Origin of the sequence: Filobacillus milosensis (genome assembly GCF_004402015.1) — a bacterium.
GTDB lineage: Bacteria > Bacillota > Bacilli > Bacillales > Alkalibacillaceae > Filobacillus > Filobacillus milosensis.
Genome location: NZ_SOPW01000004.1, coordinates 89,365 through 106,353, shown reverse-complemented (window position 1 = coordinate 106,353; position 16,989 = coordinate 89,365). Strand labels below are relative to the sequence as shown.

Below are 16,989 nucleotides of genomic sequence, written 5' to 3'. Positions count from 1 at the left end.
TTTGAATAAAATACGGGTACTAGTCGTCGATGATTCAGCATTCATGAGAAAAATGATATCCGATATGATTAATCAATCAGATGGGTTAGAGGTAATCGATACAGCACGAAATGGGAAAGTAGCATTAGAAAAAATAAAACAACTTAAACCAGATGTCGTCACTCTAGATATTGAAATGCCTGAATTAGATGGATTACAAGCATTAAAGATGATTATGGATGAGAATCCAGTACCTGTAATTATGTTATCAAGCTTAACGGCAGATGGCACTAAAAGTACAATTCAATCGATTGAGTATGGTGCTGTAGATTTTTTAACTAAGCCTTCGGGATCTATTTCATTAGATATTGAAAAAGTTGAAAAAGAGCTTATTCAAAAAATTAAGGCTGCTTCAACAGCAAATCTTCAAAAGGGAAAAATAATACATAAACCTCAAACACAAGAACGAATGACATTTCCTTTTGACCAATCTATTGTATCAATTGGCGTTTCTACCGGTGGCCCTAAAGCATTACAAATGCTGATAAAAGATATACCAAGTGATTTTCCAGCGCCAATATTAATTGTTCAACACATGCCACCTAGATTTACAGAATCACTGGCTAACCGCTTAAATCAAATTGCAGATATTGACGTAAGTGAAGCTTATCATGGAGAAATTTTAAGAAAAGGAAAGGCTTATGTTGCACCTGGTAATTATCACATGGAAGTCGAGAAGTTAGGAACTTCAATTGTGGCTAAGATGAATCAAAATGAGGTAGATCACGGACATCGCCCTTCAGTTAATCAGTTATTTAAATCTTTAGCCCAGCTAAAAAACTTTAATCATATTAGCGTCGTACTAACAGGGATGGGAAGTGACGGAACAGAAGGTGCGAAATTTCTTAAATCAAAGGTTCAATCAAATTATTTAATTGCAGAATCTGAAGAAACAGCAGTTATTTACGGTATGCCAAAATCGATAGTTGAGAAAGTCGGTGCCAATTCTGTTCTACCAATACATCAAATAGGTCAGACACTAAATGAATTAGTAACAAAAGGGGGAATCCGGTAATGGATACAAACCAATACTTAGAAGTATTCATAGATGAAAGTAATGAAAACCTGCAAGTTGTGAACGATCGATTATTAGATTTAGAAAATAATTCTGATGATCTTACCATTGTAAATGATATTTTTAGAGCTGCTCATACATTAAAAGGTATGTCTGCGACTATGGGATATGAAGATTTAGCTGATTTAACACATAAGCTTGAAAATGTTCTAGATGCTATTCGGAATGAAAAAATAAAGGTTCAACCATCTATTTTAGACGTGTTGTTTGATTCAGTCGAAGCCCTTGAAGATATTGTTGGTGATGTTTCAAACGGTGGAGATGGTAAAAAAGATGTTTCATCTATTGTTACCAAACTTCAAGCAATAGAAGCAGGAGAAGATCTTGTTTCAAATGGTTCATTAAATAAACCTGTGTCTTCCAAAGGTGAATCAACTATTGAATTAGATGAATTTGAAACAACTGTTCTAGATGAAGCAAAGTCACAAGGTCAAAATATATTTGATATTAATGTGTCTCTTGCAGAAGATTGTTTATTAAAAGCAGCACGCGTTTACATGGTTTTCGAAGTTTTAGAAAAAGCAGGGGAAGTCATCAAGTCGATTCCTTCTGTAGATCAATTAGAAGATGAACAATTTGAAGAGTCATTTCAAATGCTATTTGTTTCAGATGAAGATGCCGATACGATACAGGCAAAAATATTTAAAGTCTCAGAAGTTAATGATGTACAAGTAAATACATTCAATCCTGTCAACTCTGCATCTAACCTGAAAGAAGTTAAAAACGTGGCAGAAGAAGAGGTATCTGCAACGGTAGAAGATTCGGTTAAAGACACGAATAAAGAGCAGAAAAAAGCCGTAGGAAATAAAACAATTCGTGTGAATATTGAGCGACTTGATGCTTTGATGAATTTATTTGAGGAATTAATAATTGACCGAGGTCGCTTAGAACAAATATCTCAAAGCCTGGAACATCAAGATTTTCGTGAGACAGTTGAACGAATGACAAGAACTTCAAGTGAGCTTCAAAATGTCATTTTAACCATGAGAATGGTTCCAATTGATCAAGTTTTCAATCGTTTTCCACGAATGGTTAGAAATTTAGCTAGAGATTTAGGGAAGAAGATTGACTTTGAAATTGAAGGTGCAGAGACAGAATTAGACCGTACCGTTATTGATGAAATTGGTGACCCGTTAGTTCATTTAATCAGAAACGCCGTAGACCATGGGGTTGAAATGCCTGATGAAAGAATTGGTCAAGGGAAATCTGACACTGGGAAACTTTTATTGAAAGCGTACCATAGTGGAAATAATGTCTTTGTTGAAATCACAGACGATGGCGGAGGTATTAATAAGGATAGAGTCTTACAAAAGGCTCTAAGTAATGGGATTATTACTCAGGAACAGGCTTCTAACCTTAATGACCGCCAAATTTTTGAACTCATTATGGCTAGTGGATTCTCTACAGCTGATCAAATTTCAGATATTTCAGGTCGTGGAGTGGGGTTAGATGTTGTAAAGAATACCATTGAATCACTAGGTGGATCGATAGAAATTGATTCAGAATTAGGAGTAGGTACAACATTCTCTATTAAACTACCATTAACGCTATCCATCATTTCTGTTATGTTGGTCGTTTTAGATGATGATACTTATGCAATTCCGCTTTCATCTATTATAGAAACAGCAGTAATAAATAAAAATGATATATATAAAGCACATGGTCGTGAAGTGATTGATTTCAGAGGTAATATTGTACCTTTAGTTCATTTACGACAAGTATTTAATTTTAACGATATGTATGAAAATGATGATTACTACTCTGTTATCTTAGTTCGTAAAGGGGACCAGATGGCTGGTCTTGTTGTTGATTCCTTTATTGGACAACAAGAAATTGTATTAAAGAATTTGGGTAATTATCTAAGAGATGTATTTGCTGTATCTGGTGCTACGATTCTTGGAGATGGTGAAGTAGCATTAATCGTTGACACGAATGCTTTGATTAAATAAGGGGGATGACATATGACTGAGGTGAATGAAAATCAGAAGTATATAGTTTTTCAATTGAAAGATGAATATTACGGAGTACCTGTAAACGTAGTAGGCTCGATTGAAAGAATTCAACGAATCACTCGTGTACCTAATACTCCATCTTTTATTAAAGGGGTTATTAATTTAAGAGGTGTTGTAACACCAATCATTGATCTTAGAGAACGGTTTAACATGGAACCTGAAGAATATTCTGAGCAAACCAGAATCATTATTGTTCATTTGGATGGAATTGATGTTGGTTTAATTGTTGATGGCGCAAACGATGTAGTCGACCTTAACCAAGATGCTATTGAACCTCCTCCAGAAGTTATTGGACAAGTCAGTGTAGACTATATTAAAGGTGTATCAAAAAATGATAATAGACTATTAATATTACTTAATTTAGAGAGAGTCTTGTCTACTGAAGAAATGGATAAATTAGCTTCAGTTAATTAGACTTGTTGAGAGGGACAAAAATGAGCGAAATATTTAAGTTTGAACAAATCCATTTAGATATTTTAAAAGAAATTGGTAACATTGGAGCAGGTAATGCTACAACGTCTTTATCAAACCTATTAAATAAACCTATTGATATGGACGTTCCTGTCGTCAAAGTCGTTTCTTTTGATCAAATGATGGAAATCACAGGTGGTCCTGAAGATGTTAAAGCAGCGGTTTTAGTAGAATTCGAAGGTGATTTTTCGGGCAATGTATTCTTTTTAATCTCTCCTGATCATGCCGATCAATTTGTTAAAATGTTAACACGAGATCAAAATCAATCATTGCTTCAAGCGGACAACCAAATTGCTACTTCAGCCTTTTTAGAACTTGGTAACATTTTAACTGGTTCATACTTAAGAGCATTAGCTGATTTTATTAATGTTAATCTCTATCAACTGGTGCCGAGCGCAACGATAGATATGACTGGAGCAATTATGTCCCAAGGTTTAATAGAAACATCCACAGTAGCTGATCAAGTTATTTTTATTGAAACAGTTTTAAGTTCAGAACAACTTGATGAAGAAATTAGAGGCCATTTCTTTTTATTACCAGACCCTGATGCATTTAAACGTATCTTTAAGTTATTAGGAGTTAATTGAACATGGAAAATGTAATAGAAAAAGTAAAAGTAGGAATAGCTGATTTTAATATAGTTCATGGGTCTCAGGTAATCTCAACATCTGGATTAGGGTCTTGTATTGGATTAATATTATTTGACGAAGGACGTAAGCTAGCGGGCTTAGTTCATATCATGTTACCAGATTCATCATTGTCTCGCACAGATGAATTTAAACTTGGTAAGTTTGCTGATACAGGGATAGAAGCACTTATAAAATTATTAGAGGATAATGGCAGCTTAAAGCGGCGTTTAACAGCAAAGATGGCCGGTGGAGCCCAGATGTTTAATATATCGTCTAACAATGAGAAAATGAAAATAGGTCATAAAAATGCAATCGCAGTTGAAAAAATTCTGGAAACTGAGGGAATTCCTCTAATAGCTAAAGATGTTGGTGGCAACAAAGGACGTTCAATAGAATTTGATTCAGAATCATGCCAACTTAAGATTAGAACCGTTTATGAAGGTACGACTTACATTTAAGTCTTTCTCTATAATTTTACATAATCATCAGTCGCGGAGGTGCTAGTTCATGGCTCAAACAACTACCTCATTAACTTTAATATGGGAAAAGTGGCAAAATCATAAAGACCAAGAAGCGGGAAATTTGTTAGTAGAACATTATATGCCAATAGTAGATTATCAAGTTAATCGTGTTTTTGCTCACCTTCCCAAGAATGTGGATAAACAAGATGTTAAAAGTTTGGCTTTTATGGGTTTAGTTGATGCATTAGAAAAGTTTGATACAGCAAGAGATTTAAAATTTGATACATATGCTTCTTTTCGAATTCGAGGAGCTATTATCGATGGTTTAAGAAAAGAAGATTGGCTTCCGCGCTCCGTTAGAGATAAATCCAAAATTATTGAACAAACATTTGAAAAATTAGAGCAAACGCACCAACGAACACCTACACTTGAAGAAGTTGCTAAAAGTGTGAGCATGGAAGAAAATGAAGTGGCCGATATAGTTAAAGATACGCTTTTTGCAAACTTATTATCAATAGAGGATAAAACATCTGAATCAGACGATGACCAAAGAGAAAATTTAAGAAACACAATTCCTGACAGAGATGGTCACTCACCACAGGATCAGTTAATTAAAAAAGAAAATATTGAAGAATTAAGTAAGACAATAACCGAATTAAATGAAAATGAACAACTTGTCATCAGTTTATTTTATAAAGAAGAGCTAACCTTTACAGAAATTGGACAAGTCCTAGAACGATCTACATCTCGAATATCTCAAATACATAGCAAAGCAATAGTAAAGCTGAGAAATAAGTTGTCAATAAATTAATTATGTGAACTCGACTTATCAGATTTTAAATGCAGGAGAGGGTACCGTGAATATTGCAGACATTTTTAATCTAAACATAAGTGAAGATCAATTGAGCGTTACTATCGAATTAAAAGATGGAGTATTCATTGATCAATCATTAATGGACCAAGTAGATCAAACATCATTTAATAAGTTTTTAGATGAACACAAAATTTCATATGGGCTCAACGATGATGTAATTAATAAAATATTATCTAATATTGAAGAAATCAGTTTTCCAGTTGAAATAGCTAAGGGAAAAGAGCCTGTAAATGGTGTTGACGGATATATTGAATTTAAAGTTGATACAATTGTGAAAATGAAGATTGATGAAAACGAGACTATTAACTTCAAAGAGGTAATGAAAATCCCTAAAGTGGAAACAGGAGATACCCTGGCTGTATACATACCACCAACTGATGGTGAAGATGGTATAAATGTTTTAAATCAATCTATAAAACATAAACCTGGTAAAGTACCGGCATTTAGAGCTGGTGAAAACACAAAGTATGTAGAAAATGAATGTACTTATTATGCTACAGATCATGGTCAAGTCTCTGTTACTGAAAAGCACATTAAAGTTCTTCCGGTGTATGAAGTTCCAGACACGATAGATTTAAACACTGGTAATATTGATTTTAACGGTTCAATTGTGGTTCGTGGTGATGTTCCTGAAGGCTTCTCATTAAAAGCTAAAGGTGATATATCCATATTCGGTTTAGTTGAAGCGGCTACACTGGAAGCGGGTGGATCAGTATTTATTAAAGAAGGCATTTCAGGACTTGGTCAAGGACGTATTAATGCAGGTTTAGATATACATATAAAAAATGTGAATCAAGGAAACTTGAGTGCTGGTCGTTCAATTGTTGTTGACCAATCCATCTTTCACAGTGATGTAATTGCCAGAGAAACGATCCATTGTCAAAGAGGACATATAATTGGTGGATCAGTTTCTGCTGGTAAGAAGGTTACTTGTAAAGATGTCGGTAATCGAATGAATACTAAAACATTCATTTACTTAGGTGAAAACAAAAATGTTCGGAACAAACGACTGCAAATTGAACAAGAAATGGAACAACTAAAAGAAACGATTGAAAAATTAAAGAAATTAGGGAATCAATTATTATTAATTTATAAAAGTAAAGGATTATCAGAAAAAGAAAAATCAACTTTAGTTAAACAGAAGAGTTCATTAGATGATGCCTTATTAAATTTAAAAGATTTAGAAATGGAGCATCAAGCATTTGCACCAGAGGAATACAGTTCTGATTTTATAAAATTGTCTGCAAATGGTATAATTTACCCGAATACTGAAATGATTGTTGGTAAATATTCGAAAAGATTTACAAGAGAAGAAAAATATATATCTGTAGTCTTCAAAGAGAACGACTTTACTATTTCTTCTTTATAAAATTGAAGGGATGTAATGAAGTATGAGTTGGAAAGGTGTCGAGTTACAGGTTGCTTTACCTCGTACACAGGATGCTGGGCAGTTGCAGGATCAATTAAACCAACGTGGTCAATTTTCTCAAGACCATTTTGCCCAATCTCAACTTAAAGAAGCAGATCTAAAACGTAAAAAAGTTCTTGAAACCAATGAAGAAGAGAAAATTACCAATGAAGAAGATGAATCTAAAAATGAACAAATATATTCATCGAAACATCAATCACAATCACCATTAGAATACAAAGAACAACATCCGTATTTAGGTAAAATTATCGACTACTCTGGTTAACTTAAGGAATGAAAATATGACTCAATTATTAATATTTATAAGCTTAATATTGCATGGTGTCACGTTCTTTGTTATTTTTGGGCTTTATCAAAAGTTGCAGAAGGTGAATGAAGGAGAAAGTCATTTTAATAAAAGAGTGCAAGAAACTGAGGATTTATTTAGTTCTTATTTATTAGAAATTAAAGATGAAAATAAAAAATTTATTGATACAATCTCTAAGATAAACCATCAACCTTCAGCTTCTAGGCATAAAACCGAGCGTTCAAAAGCGACAATTGAAACAAAGGTGGAAGAACCAATCCCATTTCCTAATTATGAGACATCCGAAGAAACAAGCAAAACTTTTCAACCAGAAACTATAGAAGTAAATGATCGATCGGAACAGCCTTCCATACAAACACAAATTATGCATCTTTACCAAAATGGGTATACAATTGAGGAAATTGCGAAAAGATTAAATAAAGGTAATACAGAAATTGAGCTAATTGTAAAATTTAATCAAAAAATGTACAATTAATTCTTGCTTGTAAACAGTTGATATGATATATTAACTTTTGGTGTTAATACACACGCTTATGGAAATAAATCAATGGTGCTTATAAAAATTAAGTTTTGGTTTATTTATGAAATAAGCGGAGGAAAAAAACCAATAGGAGGAATTAGACTTATGTCTGTTATTTCAATGAAACAACTACTTGAAGCTGGTGTACATTTCGGACACCAAACTCGCCGTTGGAACCCGAAAATGAAAAAATTCATTTTCACAGAGCGTAACGGCATTTACATCATCGACCTTCAAAAAACTGTTAAGAAGGTAGATGAAGCTTATAAGTTCGTTAAAGAACTTGCAGAAGACGGAGGCACAATGCTTTTCGTAGGTACGAAGAAGCAAGCACAAGATACTGTTAAAGAAGAAGCGCTTCGTTCTGGCATGTACTATGTAAACCAACGTTGGTTAGGTGGTACATTAACAAACTTCAAAACAATCCAAAAACGTGTTAATCGTCTAAAAGACATTGAACGTATGGAAGAAGACGGTACATTCGATGTACTTCCTAAAAAAGAAGTTGTGATGATTCTTAAAGAAAAAGACCGCTTAGAAAAATTCTTAGGCGGGGTTAAAGATATGGATAAACTTCCAGATGCTTTATTTATCGTTGACCCACGCAAAGAGCGCATTGCAGTTGCAGAGGCTCATAAATTGAACATTCCAATCGTTGCAATGGTTGATACTAATTGTGACCCTGATGAAGTAGACTACGTTATTCCAGCCAACGATGATGCAATTCGTGCAGTTAAGCTAATTGCTGCAAAAATGGCAGATGCAATTTTAGAAGTAAAACAAGGTGAAACTACTCAAGATGCTTCTGAAGAAGAATCTGCAACAAACGAAGAACAAGTAGAAACTGAAACTGTTCAAGAGTAAAAGGTGAAGGTGATAAGAGGTCGAGCCTTTTATCACCTTTTTTAAAGCTATTTATTCTCATAAATAATTAAAGTAAATCTAAGTTGAGGAGGATTTATATGGCTATTACAGCGCAAATGGTAAAAGAACTACGTGAGAAAACAGGTGCTGGAATGATGGATTGTAAAAAGGCACTTACTGAAACTGATGGTGATTTAGATAAAGCTGTTGAATTCCTACGTGAAAAAGGTATGGCTAAGGCAGCTAAGAAAGCTGATCGTGTAGCAGCAGAAGGTTCTGCACATATTGTTAGTGAAGGAAATACAGCTGTTATTATCGAAGTAAACTGTGAGACTGACTTCGTTACTAAAAACGATCAATTTAAGACTTTACTTAATGATTTAGCAACGCATTTACTTAAATTCAAGCCAGCAACTCTTGAAGAAGCAATGGGTCAAAAACTTCACGGAGAAGGTGAAGACTTAGAAACATATATTAAGTCAGCTATTGCTAAAATCGGCGAGAAAATCTCTCTACGTCGTTTCGAAATCTTAGAAAAAGATGACAATGCAGCATTCGGTGAATACCTACACATGGGTGGACGTATTGGTGTACTAACTTTATTAGAAGGTACTACTGAAGAGCAAGTTGCAAAAGATGTTGCTATGCATACAGCTGCAGTAAACCCTCGTTATGTTTCTCGTGATGAAGTACCAGAAGAGGAAGTAAACAAAGAGCGTGAAGTATTAAAACAGCAAGCTCTAAATGAAGGCAAACCAGAAAATATTGTTGAAAAAATGGTTGAAGGTCGTCTAAGAAAGTTCTATGAAGAAATCTGCTTACTAGAGCAAGAATTTGTAAAAGACCCTGACCAGAAAGTAAAACAATTTGTTGAGTCTAAAGGCGCAACAGTTAAGACATTTGTTCGTTATGAAGTAGGCGAAGGAATGGAAAAGCGTGAAGAAAACTTCGCAGAAGAAGTTATGAATCAAGTTAATAAATAAGGTTTTGTAGGGGACACATTGTGTTCCCTATTTTTCAAGTCAAAAGATAAATTTTGCAATCATAACGGAGGTAATTATGTCGACGGCGAAATATAAGCGAATAGTTCTTAAATTGAGCGGAGAAGCGCTAAGTGGTGATAAAGGATATGGTATTGATCCAAAGTTTATTAAATCCATTTCTCAACAAGTAAAAGAAATTCATGAATTAGGTATAGAAATTGCGATTGTTGTTGGCGGAGGTAACCTATGGCGTGGTAAAATAGGTAGTGAAGTTGGTATGGATCGCGCTAACGCAGATTATATGGGAATGCTTGCTACTTGCATGAATTCTTTAGCGCTTCAAGATGGCCTTGAAAACCTTGATATTCCTACAAGAGTTCAAACATCAATAGAGATGAGACAGGTAGCTGAACCTTATATTCGTAGAAAAGCAATGCGTCATCTTGAGAAAAAACGCGTTGTTATTTTTGCCGGCGGTACTGGCAACCCATACTTTTCTACAGACACTACAGCTGCATTACGTGCTGCGGAAATGGAAGCAGACGTCATCTTAATGGCTAAAAATAATGTGGATGGTGTATACAACGCTGATCCTCAAATTCATTCAGATGCATTTAAATATGATGAGCTATCATACTTAGATTTATTAAATGAAGGCTTAGGTGTTATGGATTCAACAGCTTCATCTCTATGTATGGATAATGATATTGCTTTAATTGTATTTTCCATACTAGATCAAGGTAACATCAAACGCGTTGTTACTGGTGAAAATATTGGAACAACAATTAGGAGGAAGGAAAACAATGAGTGATTCAGTAATTCAAGATTGCCGTGAAAAAATGAACAAAGCTGTACAGGCTTTTTCTAAACAACTTTCAACAGTACGTGCAGGTCGTGCAAACCCAGCAATTTTAGATAGCGTATATGTTGATTACTACGGGGCAAACACACCACTAAATCAATTAGCAACGGTATCAGCTCCTGAACCGCGTTTATTAGTTATTACACCTTTTGATAAATCAGCAATTGGAGATATGGAAAAAGGTATTCAAAAAGCTGATTTAGGTTTGACACCTAATAATGACGGTAATGTCATTCGTATTAATATTCCAGCTTTAACTGAAGAGCGTCGTAAAGAATTAGTTAAAGTAACTAAGAAATATGCTGAAGATGCACGTGTACAGGTGCGTAATATTCGCCGGGATTCTAATGATCAATTGAAGAAATTAGAAAAAGATGGCGAAATTACTGAAGATGAGTTACGTTCATATCAAGACGATGTACAAAAAGAGACAGATAAGCATATTGAAGAAGTCGACAATTTATTAGATTCTAAAGAGAAAGAAATTACAGAAGTATAAAAATAGAAATACTTCTCAATATTTCATGATATACTAATAGTAGCTTTCGCATCATGCGAAAGCTAAATTTTTCTTAATTGTTTGGTGAGGGATACAAATGTTGTTTCGAAATAAAAAAGAGACACCAAAAACTGATATAGATTTAGATAATGTACCTGGCCACATCGCTATTATTATGGATGGAAATGGTCGTTGGGCTAAAAAGAGGGGACTACCAAGGGTAGCCGGACATAGAGAAGGTATGAAAACAATAAAAAAAATTGTTGAACGGGCAGTTGAATTAAACATTAATGCAGTAACATTATATGCTTTCTCCACAGAAAATTGGAAAAGACCACCAAAAGAAGTGGAATTTATAATGAAATTACCTTCTCAATTTTTAGATACATATTTACCCGATTTAAAGAAAAACAATGTTAAAGTTACTACTATTGGGGACTATGAAAGACTTCCAGAAGCGACTAAGGATGCTGTGCTATATTCTATAGATGAGACTAAAAATAATACAGGTTTAGTATTAAACTTCGCTCTTAATTATGGTAGTCGTTCGGAAATTGTTGATGCAATTAAGCAAATATGTCATGATGTTAAAAATGATCATTTAAGTGTTGATCAAATTGACGAGAACTTGGTTTCCAAACATTTATACACTTATCAACTAGAAGATCCAGACTTGGTAATTAGAACAAGCGGTGAGCAGAGATTAAGTAATTATTTACTCTGGCAGGTTGCATATTCAGAGTTTTATTTTACTCAAAAATTATGGCCGGAATTTGATGGACTTGCATTGGATGAAGCAATTATAGAATATCAGAACCGCAAAAGGCGATTTGGCGGGCTGTAAGGTGTGAAGCAATATGAAACAGCGGATAATAACAGCAATTATAGGATTATTATTATTTTTACCTTTTGTATTATATGGTAGCTGGCCATTTACAGCATTTATATATTTAATAGCTACAATTGGTCTTTTTGAAATGATGAAAATGAAAAGAATCCCTTATGTATCATTCCCTACTCTTACTGGAATAGGACTTCTATGGTTGTTTTTGTTAAATGATGATATTTTGGCAATCGGTGATTACATACCTTTAAGCAGTCTAGAGATTATGTATACGTTAGTGTTAATATTATTAGCATTTACTGTATTAGTTAAAAACAGGTTTTCATTTGATGATGTAGCATATGTTTTATTGTCAGCTTTTTACGTTGGAGTCGGGTTCGGTTATTTAATTGAAACTAGACAAGCTGGCTTAGAATATATATTGTTTGCATTATTAATTATTTGGTTTACTGATTCAGGTGCCTACTTCGCTGGTAGGGCACTTGGAAAACATAAATTGTGGCCAATTATAAGTCCGAAAAAAACAATTGAGGGTTTTATCGGTGGAGTAATAGGTGCAATAATTGTAGCTGTTATCTTACAAAATATCTTTGATTTTGATGCGAGTATGATGGTTGTTATTCTTGTATCTATTGTAGCTTCTATACTAGCCCAAATTGGAGATCTAATTCAGTCTGCATTTAAAAGAATTTATGATATTAAAGACTCGGGTTATATTTTACCAGGTCATGGTGGTATTTTAGATCGTTTCGATAGTTTAATTTTTATGGTTCCATTTTTACATTTTATTCAATTTATATAAAAGTTAATGAGGGATTTTTATGAAACAAATAGCGTTATTAGGCGGAACAGGCTCAATTGGATTACAAACTGTAGAAGTTATTAAAGAACATCCCGAGGAATTTAATTTACTTGCATTTGCATTTGGAGAGAATGTAGATAAAGCACTTCCTATAATAGAACAATTAAAACCTTCATATATTGTTGTTAAAAATCGTGCAATAAAGGAAAAGCTAGGCAATAGAATTAGTTATAATGGAAAAATAAATTATGGTATTGAAGCATTAAACGAAATTGTCTCACTATCTAAAGTAGATATAGTTGTCAATGCAGTTCTTGGTAGTGTTGGACTTGAACCAACTCTTGAAGCGATTCGAGCTAATAAGCAAATTGCTTTCGCTAACAAAGAGACACTAGTCACAGCTGGTCATCTTGTGATGAAAGAAGCTAAAGCAAATCAAGTTAATTTATTACCAGTTGATAGTGAACATGCTGCAATCCATCAGTGCTTAAAAGGAGAAAATCTAAAAGAAGTTAATCGTATTATTCTGACTGCTTCTGGTGGTAGTTTTCGCGATCGAACAAGAGAAGAACTAGTAGGTGTGACTAAATATGACGCATTAAAACATCCAAATTGGAGTATGGGCTCTAAGATCACTATTGACTCTGCAACGATGATGAACAAAGGGTTAGAAGTCATAGAAGCATATTGGTTATTTGGAGTTCCTTATGATGGCATACAAGTCATCATGCACAATGAAAGCGTCATTCATTCTATGGTAGAATTTGTCGATCGAAGCGTTATGGCACAATTAGGAACCCCGGATATGCGTATTCCAATCCAATATGCCCTGACTTATCCAGATCGATTCAATTATCATTTAAGCGATGCCTTAGACTTAGTCCAAATTGGACAATTGAATTTCAGAGAAATGAGTTTCGAACGTTTTCCGTGTTTAAGGATGGCCTATGAAGCTGGAAAAGCTGGTGGTTCTCTCCCAACTGTGTTAAATGCAGCAAACGAAGAAGCTGTTTCTTTGTTTTTACAAGATCACATTAAGTTTTTAGACATAGAGAAATTAATAGAAAATGAGTTAGAAAAGCATTCGGTAATCAAGAACCCAGATCTAGAGACCATTCTATCAATAGATGCGGAAATTCGAGACAGTGTAAAGCGTACAGGACTGAAAAGGTAGGTGCTTTAGTTGAATTTTGATACTATTATAGCTTTTATTTTCATGTTTGGATTATTGGTATTCATTCATGAATTAGGTCATTTAATTTTTGCAAAACGGGCAGGTATGTTAGCAAGAGAATTTGCAATAGGTTTCGGACCTAAAATATTTTCATATAGACGTGATGAAACCTTATATACGATACGTTTATTACCGATTGGTGGTTATGTACGTGTAGCAGGGGAAGATCCGGAAATCATTGACCTTAAGCCCGGGTATCACATAGGGTTAGAGTTTAATGATGATATGAAAGTCAAAAAGATTATTGTAAACAATAAATCTAAGCATCCAAATGCTAAACTAGTTGAAGTCGAGCACATTGATTTAGATCATGACCTTTTAATTGATTGTTATGATATTAATTCAGAAGAACGTTATCAATATCAAGTTGATCGCAAAGCATTATTTGTAATGGATGAAAAAGAAACGTTGATTGCGCCTTATGATCGACAATTTTCATCTAAGTCGGTTGGTAAAAAAGGGATGCAAGTTTTTGCAGGGCCAATGATGAACTTTTTACTAGCTATTGCTATTTTTATTGGATTAGGATTAATACAAGGTGTGCCAGATGATAATGCTGTAGTAGGTGAGGTTCAAGAAGATTCTCCAGCTGCAGAAGCAGGTCTAGTTCAGGGCGATGAAATTATCGATGTTAATGGTAATAACATGGAAGGTTGGATCGATTTTGTTTATTATATTCAAGAAAGGCCAAACGAGGAAGTTCAACTAACGATTGAACGCGATGGTGAGATTCTTGAAAAATCTTTAACGACTAAATCGGTTGAAGCTAACGATAAAACAATCGGACAAATTGGAGTCGCCAGAAACTTTATTGATTCACCGGTAGCTGCATTAAAATTTGGTTTTACTCAAACTTACGATGTAGGCCTTCTCATATTAAAGGCAGTAGGACAATTAGTGACTGGACAGCTATCCCTAGATGCTTTAGCGGGACCTGTTGGAATATATGATGCGACAGATAAAGTCGTTCAAACTGGTTTCTTAAATTTCTTAACATGGACCGCTATGTTAAGTATTAACTTAGGGATTATTAATTTATTACCTTTACCCGCATTAGATGGTGGACGCCTATTGTTCATTGGCGTTGAAGCTTTAAGAGGTAAACCAATAGACCCCGAAAAAGAAGGTTTTGTACATTTTATTGGTTTTGCATTATTAATGCTATTAATGATTGTTGTAACTTGGAATGATATTGAGCGATTATTTATGTAAGGTTAAATAAACGGATAAAGAGGTGGATAATCTATGAGACAGAGTAATTTACTTATTCCAACTTTACGAGAAGTCCCTGCAGAAGCTGACTTAAAGAGTCATCAGTTATTACTAAAAGCCGGATTTATTCGACAATTAGCATCAGGTGTCTACAACTTTTTACCTTTAGGAAAACGAGTACTTAGAAAAGTTGAAAATATTGTCCGTGAAGAGATGGATCGTGCTGGAGCACAAGAAATTCAAATGCCTGCTCTTCAACCAGCTGAACTTTGGCAGGCAACTGGACGCTGGGAAACAATGGGTAATGAACTTATGAGGTTAAAAGACCGTCATGAACGTGATTTCGCTTTGGGTGCTACTCATGAAGAAGTTGTTACTGCTTTAGTTCGTGATGAAGTTAACTCGTATAAAAAACTTCCATTTACTCTCTATCAAATTCAAGCTAAATATAGGGATGAGAAGCGACCGCGATTTGGTTTGCTACGTGGTCGTGAGTTTTTAATGAAAGATGCTTATTCTTTTCATGAAGATTTTGACTCACTAGATGAAACATATGAAGTGCTTTTTAATGCTTATAAAAGAATTTTTGAACGTTGTGGATTAAATTTTCGCGCAGTAATTGCGGATTCTGGAGCTATGGGTGGTAAGGATACTCATGAATTTATGGTGTTATCTGAAGTTGGTGAAGATACCATTGCTTATTCAGATGAGTCCGAGTACGCAGCAAATGTAGAAATGGCTCCTGTAGTAGCCAATTATTCTAAAAGCGATACTGCAGAATTACCTTTAGAAAAAGTTGAGACACCAAACGTAAAAACGATGCAGGAAGTTGCGGATTATTTAGGCCATTCTCTTCAAGAAGGTATGAAAGCTATCATGTTTAAAGTGGATGAAGAGTTTGTCATGGTGGTAACACGTGGAGATCATGAAGTGAATGATGTTAAACTTAAAAACTTATATGACGCAGACATTGTTGAACTGGCAACAGAAGAAGAAACTAAACAAGTTGTGGGTGCCGGCTTTGGTTCATTAGGTCCAATTAATGTTCCTGATTCTGTTGATGTTATTGCAGATCAAGCTGTAGAATATCTTGTTAATGCTACATGTGGTGCAAATGAAGATGGTCATCACTTTAAAAATGTAAACCCTAATAGAGATTTTCAAGTTAAGCAATATGCTGACGTTAGATTTATTTTAGAAGGTGATCCATCTCCAGATGGAAATGGAACCATTAAGTTTGCTCAAGGTATTGAAGTAGGACATGTATTCAAGTTGGGTACAAAGTATGCTGATGCCTTGAATGCTAGCTTCTTAAATAAAGAAGGGCGAGCAGAAAAATATATTATGGGGTGCTATGGTATTGGCGTTTCAAGGACGTTAGCTGCTATTGTTGAACAATACCACGATGAGTCAGGTATTGTTTGGCCGAAAAAGCTTGCACCATTTGAAGCACATCTAATCAACTTAAATGTTAAAAAAGACGATCAGGTTGAGTTAGCCGATCAATTGTATAATAAATTGTTAGATGCAGGCATTGATGTGTTGTATGATGATCGGAACGAAAGAGCTGGAGTTAAATTTAACGATAGTGATTTAATTGGTGTGCCATATAGAATTGTAGTCGGTAAACGAGCTAACGAAGGTTATATTGAATTTAAACATAGAGAAACCGGCGATCAAGAAGATATTCATATTGATGAAATTGTATCTAAGTTAAAAGAGCTTTATTAAGATTTTGACGCTGCTAAATATGATGCGTTAATTAAGAATAGATGTGTTGAAAGGTTTGCGAAAGGCGGCGACTCCTGCGGGAACAGCACGAGCTTGAGACCACGCAGGGATGCGCCTGCGATTACTCGGCGAGGCAGCAAA

At 34.7% G+C, this 16,989-nt stretch carries 18 protein-coding genes; all 18 read left to right on the top strand.

Going from position 1 to position 16,989, the window contains the following annotated elements; all coding sequences use genetic code 11:
- Position 1: 1 nt before the first annotated feature.
- The 18 genes from E3U55_RS05075 (at position 2) to E3U55_RS04990 (ending at position 16,848) form a co-directional block, all read left to right on the top strand.
- Positions 2-1,054, top strand: a complete 1,053-nt coding sequence (locus E3U55_RS05075) for a protein-glutamate methylesterase/protein-glutamine glutaminase (RefSeq protein ID WP_134339266.1) — start codon at positions 2-4, stop codon at positions 1,052-1,054.
- Entirely contained in the window at positions 1,054-3,063 is a 2,010-nt protein-coding gene (locus E3U55_RS05070) for a chemotaxis protein CheA (protein ID WP_134339265.1), read from the top strand. Before E3U55_RS05075 ends, E3U55_RS05070 begins: the two co-directional genes overlap by 1 nt.
- A gap of 12 nt (positions 3,064-3,075) precedes the next feature.
- Positions 3,076-3,540 carry a chemotaxis protein CheW gene (locus E3U55_RS05065; protein WP_134339264.1) on the top strand — a complete coding sequence of 155 codons (465 nt, stop codon included), beginning with the start codon at positions 3,076-3,078 and terminating at the stop codon, positions 3,538-3,540.
- 20 nt (positions 3,541-3,560) lie between these two features.
- A complete protein-coding gene (locus E3U55_RS05060) occupies positions 3,561-4,184 on the top strand; it encodes a chemotaxis protein CheC (RefSeq protein WP_134339263.1) in 624 nt (207 codons plus the stop codon).
- Positions 4,185-4,186: 2 nt separating this feature from the next.
- Positions 4,187-4,684, top strand: coding sequence for a chemotaxis protein CheD (locus tag E3U55_RS05055; protein ID WP_134339262.1), 498 nt, complete (start codon positions 4,187-4,189; stop codon positions 4,682-4,684).
- A 49-nt stretch (positions 4,685-4,733) separates the two neighbouring features.
- The gene (locus E3U55_RS05050; RefSeq protein ID WP_134339261.1) at positions 4,734-5,498 is read left to right on the top strand and encodes a FliA/WhiG family RNA polymerase sigma factor; all 765 of its coding nucleotides are present in this window, start codon (positions 4,734-4,736) and stop codon (positions 5,496-5,498) included.
- Between the two features lie 46 nt (positions 5,499-5,544).
- Positions 5,545-6,930 carry a DUF342 domain-containing protein gene (locus tag E3U55_RS05045; RefSeq protein ID WP_194840822.1) on the top strand — a complete coding sequence of 462 codons (1,386 nt, stop codon included), beginning with the start codon at positions 5,545-5,547 and terminating at the stop codon, positions 6,928-6,930.
- Positions 6,931-6,952: 22 nt separating this feature from the next.
- Positions 6,953-7,255 carry a hypothetical protein gene (locus E3U55_RS05040; RefSeq protein WP_134339259.1) on the top strand — a complete coding sequence of 101 codons (303 nt, stop codon included), beginning with the start codon at positions 6,953-6,955 and terminating at the stop codon, positions 7,253-7,255.
- 16 nt (positions 7,256-7,271) lie between these two features.
- The gene (locus E3U55_RS05035) at positions 7,272-7,772 is read left to right on the top strand and encodes a DUF6115 domain-containing protein (protein WP_134339258.1); all 501 of its coding nucleotides are present in this window, start codon (positions 7,272-7,274) and stop codon (positions 7,770-7,772) included.
- A gap of 150 nt (positions 7,773-7,922) precedes the next feature.
- Positions 7,923-8,681, top strand: coding sequence for a 30S ribosomal protein S2 (gene rpsB / locus E3U55_RS05030; RefSeq protein ID WP_134339257.1), 759 nt, complete (start codon positions 7,923-7,925; stop codon positions 8,679-8,681).
- 98 nt (positions 8,682-8,779) lie between these two features.
- Complete coding sequence (gene tsf, locus E3U55_RS05025) at positions 8,780-9,664, top strand: translation elongation factor Ts (protein ID WP_134339256.1); 885 nt, start codon at positions 8,780-8,782, stop codon at positions 9,662-9,664.
- A gap of 76 nt (positions 9,665-9,740) precedes the next feature.
- The gene (pyrH, locus tag E3U55_RS05020; RefSeq protein ID WP_134339255.1) at positions 9,741-10,475 is read left to right on the top strand and encodes a UMP kinase; all 735 of its coding nucleotides are present in this window, start codon (positions 9,741-9,743) and stop codon (positions 10,473-10,475) included.
- Positions 10,468-11,025: a ribosome recycling factor gene (gene frr, locus E3U55_RS05015; protein ID WP_134339254.1), complete on the top strand. Its 558-nt coding sequence runs from the start codon at positions 10,468-10,470 to the stop codon at positions 11,023-11,025. Before pyrH ends, frr begins: the two co-directional genes overlap by 8 nt.
- Before the next feature lie 97 nt (positions 11,026-11,122).
- Positions 11,123-11,869, top strand: a complete 747-nt coding sequence (locus tag E3U55_RS05010; protein ID WP_134339253.1) for an isoprenyl transferase — start codon at positions 11,123-11,125, stop codon at positions 11,867-11,869.
- A 13-nt stretch (positions 11,870-11,882) separates the two neighbouring features.
- On the top strand, positions 11,883-12,671 hold the full coding sequence (locus E3U55_RS05005) for a phosphatidate cytidylyltransferase (RefSeq protein WP_134339252.1): 789 nt from the start codon (positions 11,883-11,885) through the stop codon (positions 12,669-12,671).
- Positions 12,672-12,690: 19 nt separating this feature from the next.
- Positions 12,691-13,845 carry a 1-deoxy-D-xylulose-5-phosphate reductoisomerase gene (gene dxr / locus E3U55_RS05000; RefSeq protein ID WP_134339251.1) on the top strand — a complete coding sequence of 385 codons (1,155 nt, stop codon included), beginning with the start codon at positions 12,691-12,693 and terminating at the stop codon, positions 13,843-13,845.
- Between the two features lie 42 nt (positions 13,846-13,887).
- A complete protein-coding gene (gene rseP / locus E3U55_RS04995; protein WP_134339435.1) occupies positions 13,888-15,117 on the top strand; it encodes an RIP metalloprotease RseP in 1,230 nt (409 codons plus the stop codon).
- Positions 15,118-15,150: 33 nt separating this feature from the next.
- Complete coding sequence (locus E3U55_RS04990; protein WP_134339250.1) at positions 15,151-16,848, top strand: proline--tRNA ligase; 1,698 nt, start codon at positions 15,151-15,153, stop codon at positions 16,846-16,848.
- Positions 16,849-16,989: the final 141 nt, after the last annotated feature.

Bases quoted from the DNA above. Each gene is read 5' to 3' on its own strand.
- E3U55_RS05070 (WP_134339265.1), top strand. From the start codon at position 1,054: ATGGATACAAACCAATACTTAGAAGTATTCATAGATGAAAGTAATGAA.
- E3U55_RS05065 (WP_134339264.1), top strand. From the start codon at position 3,076: ATGACTGAGGTGAATGAAAATCAGAAGTATATAGTTTTTCAATTGAAA.
- E3U55_RS05060 (WP_134339263.1), top strand. From the start codon at position 3,561: ATGAGCGAAATATTTAAGTTTGAACAAATCCATTTAGATATTTTAAAA.
- E3U55_RS05055 (WP_134339262.1), top strand. From the start codon at position 4,187: ATGGAAAATGTAATAGAAAAAGTAAAAGTAGGAATAGCTGATTTTAAT.
- E3U55_RS05050 (WP_134339261.1), top strand. From the start codon at position 4,734: ATGGCTCAAACAACTACCTCATTAACTTTAATATGGGAAAAGTGGCAA.
- E3U55_RS05040 (WP_134339259.1), top strand. From the start codon at position 6,953: ATGAGTTGGAAAGGTGTCGAGTTACAGGTTGCTTTACCTCGTACACAG.
- E3U55_RS05035 (WP_134339258.1), top strand. From the start codon at position 7,272: ATGACTCAATTATTAATATTTATAAGCTTAATATTGCATGGTGTCACG.
- rpsB (WP_134339257.1), top strand. From the start codon at position 7,923: ATGTCTGTTATTTCAATGAAACAACTACTTGAAGCTGGTGTACATTTC.
- tsf (WP_134339256.1), top strand. From the start codon at position 8,780: ATGGCTATTACAGCGCAAATGGTAAAAGAACTACGTGAGAAAACAGGT.
- pyrH (WP_134339255.1), top strand. From the start codon at position 9,741: ATGTCGACGGCGAAATATAAGCGAATAGTTCTTAAATTGAGCGGAGAA.
- frr (WP_134339254.1), top strand. From the start codon at position 10,468: ATGAGTGATTCAGTAATTCAAGATTGCCGTGAAAAAATGAACAAAGCT.
- E3U55_RS05010 (WP_134339253.1), top strand. From the start codon at position 11,123: ATGTTGTTTCGAAATAAAAAAGAGACACCAAAAACTGATATAGATTTA.
- E3U55_RS05005 (WP_134339252.1), top strand. From the start codon at position 11,883: ATGAAACAGCGGATAATAACAGCAATTATAGGATTATTATTATTTTTA.
- dxr (WP_134339251.1), top strand. From the start codon at position 12,691: ATGAAACAAATAGCGTTATTAGGCGGAACAGGCTCAATTGGATTACAA.
- rseP (WP_134339435.1), top strand. From the start codon at position 13,888: ATGTTTGGATTATTGGTATTCATTCATGAATTAGGTCATTTAATTTTT.
- E3U55_RS04990 (WP_134339250.1), top strand. From the start codon at position 15,151: ATGAGACAGAGTAATTTACTTATTCCAACTTTACGAGAAGTCCCTGCA.